This window comes from Gordonia humi, from assembly GCF_014197435.1.
GTDB classification, from domain to species: domain Bacteria; phylum Actinomycetota; class Actinomycetes; order Mycobacteriales; family Mycobacteriaceae; genus Gordonia; species Gordonia humi.
The window spans coordinates 4565029-4579354 of sequence record NZ_JACIFP010000001.1 but is presented as its reverse complement, the minus strand read 5'-3'; the positions used below and the strand labels follow the sequence as shown (position 1 = coordinate 4579354).

Below are 14326 nucleotides of genomic sequence, written 5' to 3'. Positions count from 1 at the left end.
CCTACTGCGACAGGAACTTGTTGACGCCGCGGTTGAGGACGTTGGGGATGAACTTGGCGGCGTTGCCGAGGACGGTGGTCTGGACGCCGACGGAGTAGCTGGTGCGACGCAGGAGCTTGTCGACGGTCGTCGGGTGCACCGACTCCCACACCTTGGCCGCGACGTCGTCGGCGGTCAGGCGGACGCCCAGGGTCTGAGTGCTCTTGGCGTCCGTCTCGTCGGCGAGGGCGGTCTTGGCCCACAGCGGCCAGATCGAGACGACGCGGATGTCGTCGTCCTCCCATTCGAGTTCGAGCGCCTCGGTGAGTCCGGCGACGTAGAACTTGGTGGCGCTGTAGGTCGCGATGCCCGGCTGACCGTAGATCGCCGATGCGGACGCGATGTTCACCAGGTGCGATCCGGGGGTGGCCTTCAGATAGCCGAATGCGGCCCGGGCGCCCAGAGTCACGCCGAGGGCGTCGATGTCGATCTGCGCCTTGATCGCCTCGGGGGAGATGTCGGCGACGTCGCCCGACAGCAGGATGCCCGCGTTGTTGTCGAGGACGTCGAGCCGGCCGCCGGTGTGCGAGGTGAACTCGGCCAGCGCCGTGTCCCACTGGTCGGCGTCGCGCACGTCGAGGCGACCGGTGATCAACTCGGGGTCGTCGGCTTTCGCCGCGGCCAGCGCGTCGTCGCTGATGTCGTAGACGCCGACCGTCCAGCCGTGCGAGCGGAAGAGCTTCGCGGTGGCCAGGCCGATGCCTGCGGCGCCTCCGCTGATGAAGATGGACGGCATGGGGTCTCCTCTGGAATGTGAACTACCTGGTACGCGTGCGAGCTGGATCTTACTTACTCGCCAGTAGGGTGGCTAGACCTTGTGAACGCCGACACGTGGCGTTATCGTGACAATAAACATTGTGTCATCGATCAATGGAGGTCTGAGATGACTGACCTGACGGAGCTGTCGACCAGCAGGGCCGACCAGGGGATCGACGAGGTCTCGGCGAGGCTGGTCGCCTCCTCGACGCGACTGTCCCGTAACGCCATGACCGAGATCGACTGGGCGGCGCCGATGGACCCGTCGCACTACGGGTGCAGTCCGGAGTGGTCTACGCTCTACGGCACCGACTACTGGAACGAGCTCACCGAGCAGCAACGGGTCACGCTGACCCGGCACGAGTTCGCGTCGATCATGAACATCGGCATCTGGTTCGAGATGCTCCTGCAGGAGCTCGTCCTGCGCGATCAGTACCTCGGCGACTACCACCGGCCCGAGTTCCAGTTCGCGCTCACCGAGATCGCCGACGAGTGCCGCCACTCGATCATGTTCGCGAAGGCGTCGGAGAAGATGGTCGGCACCACCTACCGGCCGTCGCCCGCGATCGGCCGAGTGGGGCGGATCTTCCAGCACACCGCGCGGGGAGCGGTGTCGTACGCCGGGATCCTCGTCGCCGAGGAGATCCTCGACGTCTTTCAGCGCGGGTGCATGCGCGACGACCGCGTGCTGCCGTTCATCCGGACGGTCAACGAGATCCACGTGCTCGAAGAGTCCAGGCACATGAAGTACGCGCGGGAGCAGGTCCGCGAGTCGATGCGAGACATGCGACCGACCACTCGGCGGTTCTGTGCGCTGTACACGTCGGTGGGCGCGATGGAGATCGTTCGCAACCTGGTTCGACCCCAGGCGTACGCCGACGCCGGACTCGACGTCGGCCGCGCGATCGACGAGCGACGGGGCAACAGACACTTCCACGCCATGGTCCGCAGCAACTGCACGCACCTGATGGAGTTCCTCGACGAGGTCGGGCTGCTGACGCCCGCCGCGCGGAAGAACTACCGTCGCGTCCACATGATCTGAGAGCTCCCATGGTTCACGTCATCACCGCATCGTGCTGCAGCGATGCCGGCTGCGTCTCGGTGTGTCCGGTCGACTGCATCCACCCGACCCCCGACGAACCCGGTTTCGGCACGTCGGAGATCCTGCACATCGATCCGCAGACCTGTATCGACTGCGGCGCCTGCGCCGACGCCTGCCCGGTGGACGCGATCTTCCCGGCCGAACGTCTCGGTACGGCCGACCGCGTCTTCGTCGACCTCAACGCCGACTACTACCGGGACCGTCCCGACGCGGGGGCGAACCCGCCGCAGGTGGTGTACCCGGACATTCCGCGACTGCCGGACGGTCTGCGGGTCGCGATCGTCGGAACCGGTCCGGCGGGCGGCTACGCGCTCACGACGTTGATCGGCCGAACCGATGCGCAGATCACGGTGATCGACCGGCTGCCCACTCCCGGAGGTCTGGTCCGCGCGGGTGTGGCGCCCGACCACCCGGGCACCAAGGGCGTCCTGCGGACCTTCGACCTGGCATACCGCGATCCGCGGGTCGACCTGATCGGCGGTCTGGCGATCGGTGACGGTCCGGGCGCGGTGTCGCATCCCGAACTGGCCGCCCACTTCGACGCCGTGTTCTATGCGGTGGGCGCCCCGGCCGCTCGATCACTGGGGATTCCCGGTGAGGACCTGCCGGGCTCGACCTCGGCCGGCGACCTCGTCGCCTGGTACAACGCGGTGCCCGGCGCCGTCGGCGCGCCTCCGGCCGCGGACTGCGGCCGCACGGTGATCGTCGGCACCGGCAACGTGGCCCTGGACATCGCGCGCATCCTGGTGTCCTCTCCGGAGACACTGGCCGCGACCGACATCGCCGACCGAGCGGTGGATCTTCTACGACGTCAGGATGTGCGTGAGGTGGTGCTGCTCGGACGCCGAGGTCCGGCGGACGCCGCCTACAGTGATGCCGAGTACCGCGCGCTGCAGGCACTCCCCGACGTGGACCTGATCGTCTGCGACGACGCGGCGACGATCGCCGAGCTGGGGCTCGACCGTCCGCCCGCCCCGGGGCGTCGGCGCATCGTCTTCCTGTTCGGCTCCGTGCCGACCGAGATCGTGGCGGACGGATCCGGTCGCGCGGGGGCCGTGGACGTCACGACCGGGTCGATCTCGCATCGGATCCGCGCGGACCTGGTGGTCCGATCGGTCGGCTATCGCGGTGTCGCAGTGCCCGGACTTCCGTTCGACGACGTCGCCGGCGTCATTCCCACCGTGGACGGTCGAGTCACCGGCGCCGACGGCGCTCCGGTTCCGGGACTGTACGCGGTGGGGTGGGCGGCGCGCGGCGCCCGCGGTGGAATCGGCGCCAACAAGGCGCACGCGGTCGCGGCGGTGGAGTCGTTCGTCGCCGATGCCGCGGCAGGCAGCCTGCCCCGGAGCGCGGCGACTCGCGAGTACTTCACGGCACTGGTGCGTCGTCGCGCGCCCGACGTCGTGGACTATCGCGGTGCCGCCGTGATCGACCGGATCGAGCGAGCGCGCGGACGGATCGCAGGACGGCCGCGCATCAAGTTCACCGATGTTCGCGAGATGTCGGATGCGGCGCGTTCTCAGCCGCATCTGAAGTTCGGTCGGTAAGACTAGTAGACATGCGTATTCTCGTGGTCGACGACGACCGTGCCGTTCGAGAGTCACTCCGACGGTCCCTGACGTTCAACGGATACACCGTCGACACCGCGGGCGACGGCCTCGAAGCGCTGGAGAAGGTGATCGCCGACCGTCCCGACCTGCTTCTGCTCGACGTGATGATGCCGCGCCTGGACGGGCTCGAGGTGTGTCGTCGCCTGCGTTCGGCCGGCGACGACCTGCCGATCCTGGTGCTGACCGCGCGCGACTCGGTGTCCGAGCGGGTGAGCGGGCTGGACGCGGGCGCCGACGACTACCTGCCGAAGCCGTTCGCGCTCGAAGAGCTGCTGGCACGTCTGCGGTCGCTCCTGCGGCGCACCGCCCGGGATGAGGACGAGGGGTCCGAGGCGGTCTCGTTCTCGGATCTGACTCTCGATCCGGCGACCCGCGAGGTGACGCGTGGCGAACGGCAGATCAGCCTCACGCGCACGGAGTTCGCGCTCATGGAGATGCTCATGGCGAATCCGAAGCGGGTCCTGACTCGCAGTCGGATCCTCGAGGAGGTCTGGGGCTACGACTTCCCGACCTCGGGCAACGCCCTCGAGGTGTACATCGGCTATCTGCGCCGTAAGACCGAGGCCGACGGTGAACCCCGACTGATCCACACTGTGCGCGGCGTCGGATACGTGCTGCGCGAGAACGCGTAGCACGTGGTGCGCCGACCTCCCGGCGTCCGCCGCCCGATGCGAGATCCGATCGCCTTGACCCGGTCGGTGTCGTTGCGCAACCGTGTCGCGCTGCTCGCCGCGGCGGTGGTGTTCCTGTCGGCGATGCTGATGGCGGGCGCCGCGTTCTTCGTCGTGCAGCGATCGCTGTACAACGACGTCGACTCACAGCTGGTGGCGCGCGCCGACGGCATGACGGCGCTGTCGAAGCTCGGCAGGCTCTCCAGCGGACCGGAGGCGCTCCTCGCCGGAACCGTGTTCTCGACGTCGATCTCGATCGCGCTGGTCGAACCCGACGGCCAGATGATCATGGTCGGCGAGGTGCCGTACGGGGACCCCGAGATGAAGATCGCCGACTCGGTGAACCCGCCCGGCAAGCTGAATCAGAGTCTGCGGACCACGTCGAACCACCGGGTTCTCTCCCGCAAGCTCTCCGACGGCAGCACCCTGATGATGGCGCAGTCGCTGGAGTCGACCGACGCGATCCTCAAACGACTGGCGTCGGTCCTGTTCGTGGCGGGCGGGGTCGGTGTGGCCTTCGCCGCGCTCGCCGGAACCGCGGTGGCTCGCGGCGGTCTGCGGCCCGTGGGTCGCTTGACCGGAGCCGTCGAACGGGTGGCGCGCACCCAGGATCTGACTCCGATACCGGTCAGTGGGCAGGACGAACTGGCGCGCCTGACCGCGAGCTTCAACACGATGTTGCGCGCCCTCGCCGAGTCGCGCGATCAGCAGGCGCGCCTGGTCGCCGATGCGGGCCACGAACTCAAGACTCCGCTCACCTCGTTGCGGACCAACCTCGAACTGCTCATCGCGTCGTCGGAGCCGGGCGCGCCGCAGATACCGGCCGCGGACATGATCGAGTTGCGCTCGGACGTCGTGGCGCAGATCGAGGAGCTCTCGACGCTCGTCGGCGACCTCGTCGACCTCGCGCGCGAGGACGCCCTCGACACGGTGCACGAGGAGGTCTCCCTGGAGTCGGTGATCGCCGATGCGCTCGAACGGGTCCGTCGACGCCGCACCGACATCGAGTTCGACGTGCAGACCGTCCCGTGGTTCGTGTTCGGCGAGGAGCACGGCATCTCGCGCGCGGTTCTCAACGTCCTGGACAACGCGGCCAAGTGGAGCCCGCCGGGACGCGCGGTGCACGTGCGGCTGGCCGAGACCGGACCGGGGACGGCCGAACTCTCGGTGTCCGACGCCGGACCCGGCATCCCGCTCGAAGACCGGGAACTCGTCTTCGAGCGCTTCTATCGTGCGGACGCCACTCGCTCGATGCCCGGATCGGGGTTGGGGCTGGCGATCGTCCGTCAGGTCGTCACCCGACTCGGCGGCTCGGTCGTCGCCGAGGGCTCCGCCGACGGCGGCGCGTTGATCCGTATGCAACTCCCGGGATCGGCGCAGCACACCGAGCCGGACCCGGTGGTCGTCCGACGGTGACAGCCGCCGAGGAGCCGATTCCCAGCGGGCTTTGACCAACTTCACAGGGACGTGTCATACGCTCGTTCTCATGAACGACGGCGCGTATCGCGACACCTCCGCGGGCAACGACGATTTCACCGGGCAGCAGCCGGCTTCGCCGAACCCCTACAGTCAGGGCCAGTACGGAGAGAATCCGTTCGGCCGCCCGACCTCGACACCCGGCACCGGCGGGTTCGGCGCCCAGCCGTACGGCGCTCCCGCCGCACCGCAGAGTCCCCAGCCGACCACTCCGTACGCCGGCGCTCCGTACAGCGGGCAGGGTACCGGTCAGTTCGGCTCCGTCCCGCCGAATCCTCCGCCCACCTCGCCGTTCGGCGGGGCGGGCGACGGCAGCGGCGGGGGCGGCGGCAAGCGCGGCAACGGAGGAAAGAAGTTCCTCGTCGGAGCGGCAGCCGTCGTCGTCCTCGCCGGTGCGGCGGGCGCCGGTGCCGGCGCCCTCGTCGCGAACAGCGACGGCGCGTCGAGTGCTCCCTCGACGTCGGTCGCCGCCGGGGCCACCGAGACCGCACAGCCCACCGCGGCGCCGGGCTCGGTGCAGGAGACGGCCAATCGCGTGCTGCCCTCGGTGGTCTCGATCCTGGTGTCCGACGGCCGACAGGAGGGCTCGGGCTCGGGCGTCGTCCTCGACAGCGACGGCGTGATCCTCACCAACAACCACGTCGTCGCCGGAGCACAGCAGGTCCTGGTGACGTTCAACGACGGTTCGCGTGCCCCGGCCAAGGTGCTGGGCGCCGACCCCGTGTCGGACATCGCCGTGATCAAGGCCGATAAGACCGGACTGACTCCGATCACGATCGGCGCGTCGAAGAACCTGTCGGTCGGGCAGGACGTCATCGCGATCGGGTCGCCGCTCGGTCTGGCCGGCACGGTCACCACCGGCATCATCTCGGCGCTCAACCGTCCGGTGTCGACATCGGGTACGGACGGGTCGCAGGAGTCGGTGATCGATGCGATCCAGACCGACGCCGCGATCAACCCCGGCAACTCCGGCGGCGCCCTCATCAACGCCAGCGGCGCGCTCATCGGGATCAACACGGCGATCGCGACCACCGGCGCCGAGGGCGAGTCAGGCAGCATCGGCCTGGGCTTCGCGATCCCCATCGATCAGGCGATGCGCGTCGCCAAGGAACTGCAGGCGTCCGGAAAGGCGACGCAGGCCAGTCTCGGCGTCAGCGTGCGGCCGAACACCGATGTGGAGAAGCCGGGCGCGTTGGTCGCCTCCGTCGTCCGCGGCGGCGCCGCCGAGAAGGCGGGCATTCCGAACGGTGCATTGATCACCGGTGTGGACGATCGCAAGATCTCCACCTCGGAAGCACTGGTCGCCGCTATCCGCTCGTACGCTCCGAACGATACGGTGAAGGTGACGTACTCGGTGCGCGATCAAAGCAAGACGGCCGAAGCCACGCTCGGCACCATGTGACCGGTGCTCACCCAGACGAGAGTCCGCAGCAGCAACAGAGAGGCCGATGATGACGAACGCCCCCGTAGACCCGGACGAACAGGCCGCCGACGCGGCCGCCCGACGCAACCTTCCCGACGCGTCCGAGACGGTCGGCGGTGAGTTCTCCCGCGCTCTCGTCGTGGTCGTCGACGATCGCGCGGCCAACGGGGAGTCGCCGAGTTCATTGGGACCGCTCGTCGGCGAACTGCTCGGCGAGGCGGGCTTCCACGTCGATGCGACCGTCACCGTGCAGGGCGACGAGGTCGAGATCCGCAACACGCTGAACACCGCGGTGATCGGTGGCGTCGACCTCGTGGTGTCGGTCGGCGGCGTCGGGGTGGCCGCTCGCGATGTGACGCCGGAGGCCACCGAGCCCCTGCTCGATCGCCGTCTGCAGGGCATCGAGGAAGCCATCCGGAGTTCGGGACTGTCGGCCGGTGCCACCGACGGCGGCCTCTCCCGCGGTCTCGCAGGCATCTCCGGTCAGACGGTGGTCGTCAACATCGCCGATTCGCGGGCCGCCGTCCGCGACGGCATGGCCACCCTGATTCCGTTGGCGCACCATGTGATCGGGCACATCAGTGACATCTGAGCCCGGCGAACCGGAGTGGCGGCGGCGTCGCCGTCTCGACGCCGTCTTCGGCGACGATCTGCCCGAGCAGATCGTCGAACCGGGCGAGCGTCGTGACGGCCGCGGCCGCGACTGGTACGACGCGAACCGACCGCCGCACTACGAGTGAGGCCGCCGCGTCGCGTCAGCGACCCGGATACAGCTCGCTGAGCTCTTCGAAAAGGGCCTGGTTGAAGCCGAATGAGAGCCGGACCTCGTCGACGAGGCGCTGCCGGTCGTCGTAACTCATCGCGGCGCCAACCTGATCGAGGCGATCGCGGTACCGGTCCTTGTACGGCTTCACCTTGCCGACCTCGTCGAAGGCGTAGAAGGCGATGCCCGCGCCGTCGAGATCGAAGCTCCGGTCCAGGATCCGGCCGATGGCCTGTCCACCGGACAGGTCGCCCAGGTACCGCGTGTAGTGGTGGGCGACGAAGGCGCCTCCCCACGTCACCGAGTCGGTGATGCGTTCGACATAGGCCGCCGCGGCCGGGGAGACCACCTCGGGCACCCCGTTCGGCGCCCAGTGCTGGAGATCGGCGTCGATGGCGGGCAGCCGGTCGAGTGCGGGATCTATGACGGCCGATGCGATCGGGTCGTCGGCGAGCGCGCGTCCGGTGGACTCGAGGGCGTCGTACACCAGGCGGAGCCGCTGCAGATATGCGATGTATCCGGCGGCGTCCATGCGGCCGTCGAGCAGCGCCGCCATGTACGACGACCCCTCCGCCTGCTCGTGCTCGACAGCCGAGCCCTTCTTCATCGCGGCCGACAGGGTGTCCTCGGGCGCGATACGTGCGGGGGACGCGATCACCATGGGGATCTCCTGACGACAGACGGTATCGGCAAGGTAAACCTAACATGTTTGTCCCGGCATGAAGAAGGCCCCCGCTTCGGCACGAGAGCGGGGGCCTTCCGGGTCGGGCGTCAGCGAGAGTGTCGCGGTCCGTCCGGGAACTGACCGGGATCGACGGGCGGCTGACCGCCGGCCGGCGGGTACTGTCCCGGAGCGGGCGGGTACTGGCCGGGAGCGTACTGGCCCGGAGGCAGGTTGCCGGGAGGCGGGTACTCGCCGGGGGCCGGATTCGGCGTCGGGAAGCCGCCGCTGGGCGGACCCGCCTGGTACGGCGGCTGCTGCGCCTGCGGCGGAACGCTCATCTGCTGGGTCGCGCCGGTCGACGGATAGTTGTCCTGCGGAGCGGGCGGGGCCGTCTGCTGCTGCTGACGCTGCTGGGCCTCGGCACGTGCGGCCTCGGCTGCTCGCGCGGCCTCCGCTTCGCTGCGCGCCTTCTCCGCGGCCTCGGCCTCCTTGCGCTCTTTGGCGGTCGGATCGAGCAGATCGCGGATCTCGACGAGCAGCGAGATCTCGCTGTCGACCTCGGCCTCCTCTTCGAGGGTCCGAAGTTCGGAGAGCTTGTTGAACGGGACGATGATCAGGAAGTAGACCACCGCGGCGACGATCACGAAATTGATGAGTGCGGTGACGACTGCGCCGAAGTCCAAGAAGGTCTCGGGCTTGTCTCCCGAGATCCGGAACCCGAGTCCGGCGAAGTCGGTATTGACCGGGATCGCCGCGATCAGCGGCGCGATGATCTTGTCGGTGAATGCGGTGACGACCGCGGTGAAAGCCGCGCCGATGATGACCGCAGTGGCCAATTCGACGACGTTTCCCCGCATGAGAAAGTCTTTGAATCCTTTGAGCACGCGGCTCTCCTTTGTTCCTCGTGTGCCGTGACGGGTCTGAGTCTAATGCAGAGGTGCAGGGATTTCCCGGCAAGAATCACTACGCGTCAGACGAATTCAATGCAGTACGAATGTGATCGGATCTCGAATTCCGGCGGCGGCGACCCGATGGGCGGCGTCGGCGGGCATCGCCACGAGCAGAGTGCCGGTCTCGCCCGGACCGGATCTGTCCGTGCTCGGCGTCGTCGCCACTATCGCGTCACGGGCCAGTACCTGCGAGTCGTCACCCAGCAGATCCACCCGGTCGCCTGCGCGGACGAACGATGCGAGCGAGTCGTCGGCCGGGCGCACGGGGACCAGGCGTGCATCGGAGCGGCCGGTCAGCGCGGCGGGCAGGCGGGCGTCGAGGAGCCGATGACGGGCGATGATCTCCCCGCGGTGCACCGGTCCGGTGACCTGGCGTCCGACGACCTCGTCGACCGTCGGTGCGTCGTCGGGGGTCAACTCCTCGGGTACCGAGGCGATGCGCACGTCCTCTGCTGTGAGCGCCTGGCCGGGTCGCAGATCGCGAACGGCGACCAAAGCCGTCGGCGTGGGCGGATCACGGTGTTCGACGACGGCGAGAACGGCCGCACACACCACGAGCGCCACCGCGACCGATCGGCGGACGAGAACCGATCGCATCCAGCCCGGAGCGGTGAGGCGTCGAATTCGATCGGTGATCGTCGGATTGAGATCGGAGTCGCGGCGTCGGTTCATGTCCGGAATGTATGTCAGTGAATACGCTCGTCGTCCCATTGTGGAATCGAATGTGGACAAGTCCGTTCCGGACCGTCGAATTCCACAGCTGTGGCGCACGGCCCGACGGTCGAGCGGGTTCTCGTGGCGTGTCGTCGGCCGTCGTGTCGTCGGCGATCTCCGGTCCGCGGGGCGTCGCCGCGCGCCGATCGTGAGGAGCAGACTGGCACTCGGAATGACTGAGTGCCAGCATCCGTTTACAATGGTGCATCTGACGACCGGAGGTTTCCTGTGCCCACCTACAGCTACGCGTGCACTGTGTGCGACAACAAGTTCGACATCGTGCAGTCGTTCTCGGACGACTCCTTGACCGTGTGCCCCGAATGCGGCGGCAAGCTGCGCAAGCTCTTCAACTCGGTCGGCGTCGTGTTCAAGGGCAGCGGCTTCTACCGGACCGACTCGCGCTCGAACGGATCGGTGCCCGCCACGTCGTCCTCGGACTCGTCGAGCAGTTCCTCGTCGAGCGGTTCGTCGTCGAGCGGCTCATCGTCTGATTCGTCGTCGAGCACGACGAGTTCGTCGAGCGCCGCCAGCGCCTGAGGTCAGCGTGTCGGGACGAACCCGCCGCCGGGTGTGAGAACCCAGTCGACGGGGACGTCGTCGGGTCCCTGTGGGATCGGTCCGTCGAGGAGTTCGGCGTCGCCTACGACGGCGGCCACCGGAACGTCTGTGACGGCGAGCGTCCGATCGTAGTATCCGGCGCCGCGACCGAGTCGTGCCCCGCGACGATCGGCGGCGAGCGCGGGAACCAGAACGAGTCTCGCGCGGTGGACGGTGTCCGGGTCGAGGCGTCGCCCGATCGGCTCGAGCAGTCCCCATCGTCGTCGTGTCAACGCCGCCTCGCCCCGGTACTCGCCCCACTGCAGCCGAGCCGGACCTCCTTCGGGGACGATCGGCACGAGCACCGTCAGTCCCTGATCGGCGAGGGCGTCGAGCATGGCCGTGCCGCCGGGTTCGGAGCCGGTCGCCACGTAGGCGGCCACCACGTCGTCGGCGGTGAGCTCGACGGGCAGTCGATACATCCACTCGGCAAGCTCGGCGTTGGTCTGCGCGAGCAGGAACGGCGACATCGACTCTCGTGCGGCGAGGATCTCCCGGCGCAGGTCCTTCTTCGACACCTCGGTCATGGCGGTCCTTTCCGATGATCTCCCGGCGTGCTTGCAGAATCCTGCCAGATTCCGACCGTAGACTTGTCGCCATGTCTGCCCACTCGACACCCGCGTCCATGACAGGTGCGCCGCGGATCCCGCACACCGCGGTGGTCCCCGCAGCCGGACTCGGCACCCGATTCCTGCCCGCCACCAAGACTGTGCCCAAGGAGCTCCTTCCAGTCGTCGACACGCCGGGAATCGAACTCGTCGCGGAGGAGGCGAAGTCGGCGGGCGCCGAGCGGTTGTTGATCGTCACCTCGCCCGGCAAGGACGGCGTCGTCGCGCACTTCGTCGAAGACCTCGTTCTCGAGCACACCCTGTCCTCGCGCGGCAAACAGGCGATGCTCGCCAAGGTCCGCAATGCGCCCTCGCTGCTCGAAGTGGCGTCGGTGGTCCAGGACAAGCCGCTCGGCCTCGGTCACGCCATCGGCTGTGTGGAGAGCGAGCTGGCCGACGACGAGGACGCGATCGCCGTTCTGCTGCCCGACGACCTGGTGCTGCCCGGCGGCGTCCTGGGGGCGATGGCCGCGACCCGCGCTCGGTACGGCGGCAGCGTCCTGTGCGCCATCGAAGTCCCCGACGAGACGATCAGCGCCTACGGAGTGTTCGACGTCGCCGATTCCGATCCGGAGACTCCGGGAGTCAAGCGGGTCAAGGGCATGGTGGAGAAGCCGCCGGCCCACCTCGCTCCGTCGAACCTGGCCGCCGCGGGTCGCTACATACTGGATCGCAGGATCTTCGACGCGCTGCGCGAGATCACGCCGGGCGCGGGCGGCGAACTGCAGATCACCGACGCCATCGCGCTGCTCATCGAACAGGGGGAGCCGGTGCACGTCGTGATCCATTCCGGTACGCGCCATGACCTGGGAAACCCCGGCGGCTATCTCAAGGCGGCCGTCGATTTCGCGCTCGACCGCGACGACTACGGGCCGGAGCTGAGGCGTTGGCTGGTCGAACGCCTCGCCGGACGGTAGACGTCCGCGCGCGCCGCGCAGACCGTTATTCTCGGAGTTCAGCCCACGAGTAGGAGAGACGATGCGATCGGTCGAGGACCATTTGAGCCTCGTGACTGCGTCCGTGGTGGCACCTCGACCGATCCAGGTCGCCATCTCGCAGGCCCAGGGACTGATGTGTGCCGAGGAGGTCGTCACCACCGACCCGCTGCCCGGATTCGACCAGGCCGCGATCGACGGTTACGCCGTGCGCGCCGTCGACGTCGCGCTCGCCGGAGCGCACGCGCCGGAGGACACCACCGACCTCGCCGACGAGTCGGTCGACGTGTCCGTGCTCGCCGACACCGACCGCCTCGTGGTGCATCTGCCCGTGGTCGGCGACGTCTCGCCGGGATCGCGGACCCCCACCAGGCTGCAGCCGGGTCAGGCCGTGCGAGTGGAGACGGGCGCGCCGCTGCCCACCCTCGCCGATGCCGTCGTCCCGCACCGGTGGACCGACGGCGGCGAGGAGCGCGTCATGGTCGGTCACGACGTGGAGAGCGGCGACTACGTGCGGCGTGTCGGTGACGACGTGCAGCCGGGCGACGTCGCGGTCCGCTCGGGCACGGTGATCGGTGCGGCCCAGGTCGGGTTGCTGGCGGCGGTCGGACGCTCTCGTGTGCTCGTGCACCCGCGCCCGCGGGTGGCCGTGATCGCCGTCGGCGACGAACTCGTCGACGTCGATCGGGAACCCGGGCCGGGACAGGTGTTCGACGTCAACACGTACGCGCTGGCGGCCGCCGCCCGCGACGCTGGGGCCGAGGTGCACCGTGTCGGGATCGCCCAACGCGATCAGGACCGACTCCGCGAAGTGGTGGAGGCCCAGCTCATCCGGGCCGAGATCGTGGTGATCTGCGGAGCCGTCGGCGGTGTCGCATCGCGTTTGATCACCGAGGCCGTCGCCGATCTCGGTGACCTCGAGGTGGGTCGCGTCGGCATGCATCCCGGGTCGGTGCAGGGCTTCGGCCGGTTGGGCCGCGACGAGATCCCGACCTTCCTGCTGCCCGCGAATCCGGTGAGCGCGCTGGTCACCTTCGAGGTGATGGTGCGTCCGCTGATCCGTATCGCACTGGGCAAGCGTCAACCGATGCGCCGCTCGGTCACCGCGCGCACCATCGGGCCGATCGCCTCGGTCGAGGGGCGGCGAGGCTATCTGCGCGGGCAGCTGATGCGCGACGAGCGGTCGGCGGAGTACCTGGTGCAGGTGATCGGTGAGTCCGAGTCGGGGGCGTCCCACCTGCTCGCCGAGTTGGCCGAGGCCAATTGTCTGATCGTGGTGCCCGAGGAGGTCGACGACATCGCGACCGGCGACCGGGTCGAGGTCATGTTCCTGGCGGAACGTGGCTGACCCGTGCTGCGCTGGCTGACCGACCCCTCCAGCCATCCGGGCTGGCCCGCGACGGTGGGACCGGTGCGGATCCCCGCCGGACTCGTGACACTTCGACCGGTCAAGATGCGTGACGCCGCCGACTGGAGTCGTCTGCGGATCCGCAACCAGAACGAACTGCTGCCGTGGGAGCCGACCGGGGCGGGGCAGTGGGAGCGCCGCCACCAGCCGTCGATGTGGGCGCCGCTGTTCTCGGTGCTCAAGAGCGAGGCCAAACACGGAGTGATGCTCCCGTTCGTCATCGAGCTCGACGGCGAATACGCGGGTCAGCTGACCATCGGCAACATCCAACGGGGAGCGGTCCGTGACGCGTGGATCGGATACTGGGTGGATCGCGACCACACGGGCAAGGGCGTGGCCGCGGCGGCCGCGGCGCTCGGTGTCGACCACTGCTTCGGTCCGGTGGGGCTCCACCGACTGGAGGCCACGGTGCAGCCGGAGAACCTCGCCTCGCAAGCGGTGCTGCGTCGGATCGGATTCCGGGAAGAGGGCCTGCTCAAGCGATACATGGACGTGAACTCGCGGTGGCGCGATCATCTGCTGTTCGGGCTCACGGTGGAAGAGGTGGAGACGAGCGCCGTCGACGTGCTGATCAGGGCGGGGCGGGCGTCCGCACCGTGACCGAGCGCTG

Annotated in this window: 16 protein-coding genes; 11 read left to right on the top strand and 5 right to left on the bottom strand. The window is 68.7% G+C overall.

The window, feature by feature from the left end; genetic code table 11:
* Position 1 precedes the first annotated feature (1 nt).
* Positions 2-775: an SDR family oxidoreductase gene (locus BKA16_RS21275; protein ID WP_183372544.1), complete on the bottom strand. Its 774-nt coding sequence runs from the start codon at positions 773-775 to the stop codon at positions 2-4.
* Between the two features lie 147 nt (positions 776-922).
* Here BKA16_RS21275 and BKA16_RS21270 point away from each other — a divergent pair, with 147 nt between their 5' ends.
* The 7 genes from BKA16_RS21270 (at position 923) to BKA16_RS21240 (ending at position 7817) form a co-directional block, all read left to right on the top strand.
* Positions 923-1837, top strand: a complete 915-nt coding sequence (locus tag BKA16_RS21270; RefSeq protein WP_183372543.1) for an AurF N-oxygenase family protein — start codon at positions 923-925, stop codon at positions 1835-1837.
* 8 nt (positions 1838-1845) lie between these two features.
* Entirely contained in the window at positions 1846-3444 is a 1599-nt protein-coding gene (locus BKA16_RS21265; protein ID WP_183372542.1) for a 4Fe-4S binding protein, read from the top strand.
* Positions 3445-3455: 11 nt separating this feature from the next.
* On the top strand, positions 3456-4139 hold the full coding sequence (locus tag BKA16_RS21260; protein ID WP_183372541.1) for a response regulator transcription factor: 684 nt from the start codon (positions 3456-3458) through the stop codon (positions 4137-4139).
* 36 nt (positions 4140-4175) lie between these two features.
* A complete protein-coding gene (locus tag BKA16_RS21255; RefSeq protein ID WP_183373229.1) occupies positions 4176-5594 on the top strand; it encodes a HAMP domain-containing sensor histidine kinase in 1419 nt (472 codons plus the stop codon).
* A gap of 70 nt (positions 5595-5664) precedes the next feature.
* Positions 5665-7056, top strand: a complete 1392-nt coding sequence (locus tag BKA16_RS21250; RefSeq protein ID WP_183372540.1) for a trypsin-like peptidase domain-containing protein — start codon at positions 5665-5667, stop codon at positions 7054-7056.
* A 49-nt stretch (positions 7057-7105) separates the two neighbouring features.
* Positions 7106-7669, top strand: coding sequence for a MogA/MoaB family molybdenum cofactor biosynthesis protein (locus tag BKA16_RS21245; protein ID WP_183373228.1), 564 nt, complete (start codon positions 7106-7108; stop codon positions 7667-7669).
* Positions 7659-7817: a hypothetical protein gene (locus tag BKA16_RS21240; protein ID WP_183372539.1), complete on the top strand. Its 159-nt coding sequence runs from the start codon at positions 7659-7661 to the stop codon at positions 7815-7817. The genes BKA16_RS21245 and BKA16_RS21240 overlap by 11 nt, the downstream gene beginning before the upstream one ends.
* Positions 7818-7832: 15 nt before the next feature.
* Here the strand turns inward: BKA16_RS21240 and BKA16_RS21235 are convergent, their stop codons facing one another.
* From BKA16_RS21235 to BKA16_RS21225, 3 genes are all read right to left on the bottom strand, one after another.
* The gene (locus BKA16_RS21235) at positions 7833-8501 is read right to left on the bottom strand and encodes a biliverdin-producing heme oxygenase (RefSeq protein WP_183372538.1); all 669 of its coding nucleotides are present in this window, start codon (positions 8499-8501) and stop codon (positions 7833-7835) included.
* A gap of 110 nt (positions 8502-8611) precedes the next feature.
* Positions 8612-9388 (bottom strand): large-conductance mechanosensitive channel protein MscL, encoded by a 777-nt coding sequence (mscL, locus tag BKA16_RS21230; protein ID WP_183372537.1) that lies wholly within the window; start codon positions 9386-9388, stop codon positions 8612-8614.
* 96 nt (positions 9389-9484) lie between these two features.
* Positions 9485-10126: an SAF domain-containing protein gene (locus tag BKA16_RS21225; protein ID WP_183372536.1), complete on the bottom strand. Its 642-nt coding sequence runs from the start codon at positions 10124-10126 to the stop codon at positions 9485-9487.
* Positions 10127-10396: 270 nt separating this feature from the next.
* Between BKA16_RS21225 and BKA16_RS21220 the strand changes: the two genes are divergently transcribed.
* On the top strand, positions 10397-10705 hold the full coding sequence (locus BKA16_RS21220) for an FmdB family zinc ribbon protein (RefSeq protein ID WP_183372535.1): 309 nt from the start codon (positions 10397-10399) through the stop codon (positions 10703-10705).
* 2 nt (positions 10706-10707) lie between these two features.
* Here BKA16_RS21220 and BKA16_RS21215 read toward each other — a convergent pair whose 3' ends face one another.
* Complete coding sequence (locus tag BKA16_RS21215) at positions 10708-11292, bottom strand: 5-formyltetrahydrofolate cyclo-ligase (protein WP_183372534.1); 585 nt, start codon at positions 11290-11292, stop codon at positions 10708-10710.
* 71 nt (positions 11293-11363) lie between these two features.
* Between BKA16_RS21215 and BKA16_RS21210 the strand changes: the two genes are divergently transcribed.
* The 3 genes from BKA16_RS21210 (at position 11364) to BKA16_RS21200 (ending at position 14316) form a co-directional block, all read left to right on the top strand.
* Positions 11364-12290: a UTP--glucose-1-phosphate uridylyltransferase gene (locus tag BKA16_RS21210; RefSeq protein ID WP_183372533.1), complete on the top strand. Its 927-nt coding sequence runs from the start codon at positions 11364-11366 to the stop codon at positions 12288-12290.
* 61 nt (positions 12291-12351) lie between these two features.
* The gene (glp, locus tag BKA16_RS21205; protein WP_183372532.1) at positions 12352-13656 is read left to right on the top strand and encodes a molybdotransferase-like divisome protein Glp; all 1305 of its coding nucleotides are present in this window, start codon (positions 12352-12354) and stop codon (positions 13654-13656) included.
* 3 nt (positions 13657-13659) lie between these two features.
* Positions 13660-14316 (top strand): GNAT family N-acetyltransferase, encoded by a 657-nt coding sequence (locus BKA16_RS21200; RefSeq protein WP_183372531.1) that lies wholly within the window; start codon positions 13660-13662, stop codon positions 14314-14316.
* Positions 14317-14326: the final 10 nt, after the last annotated feature.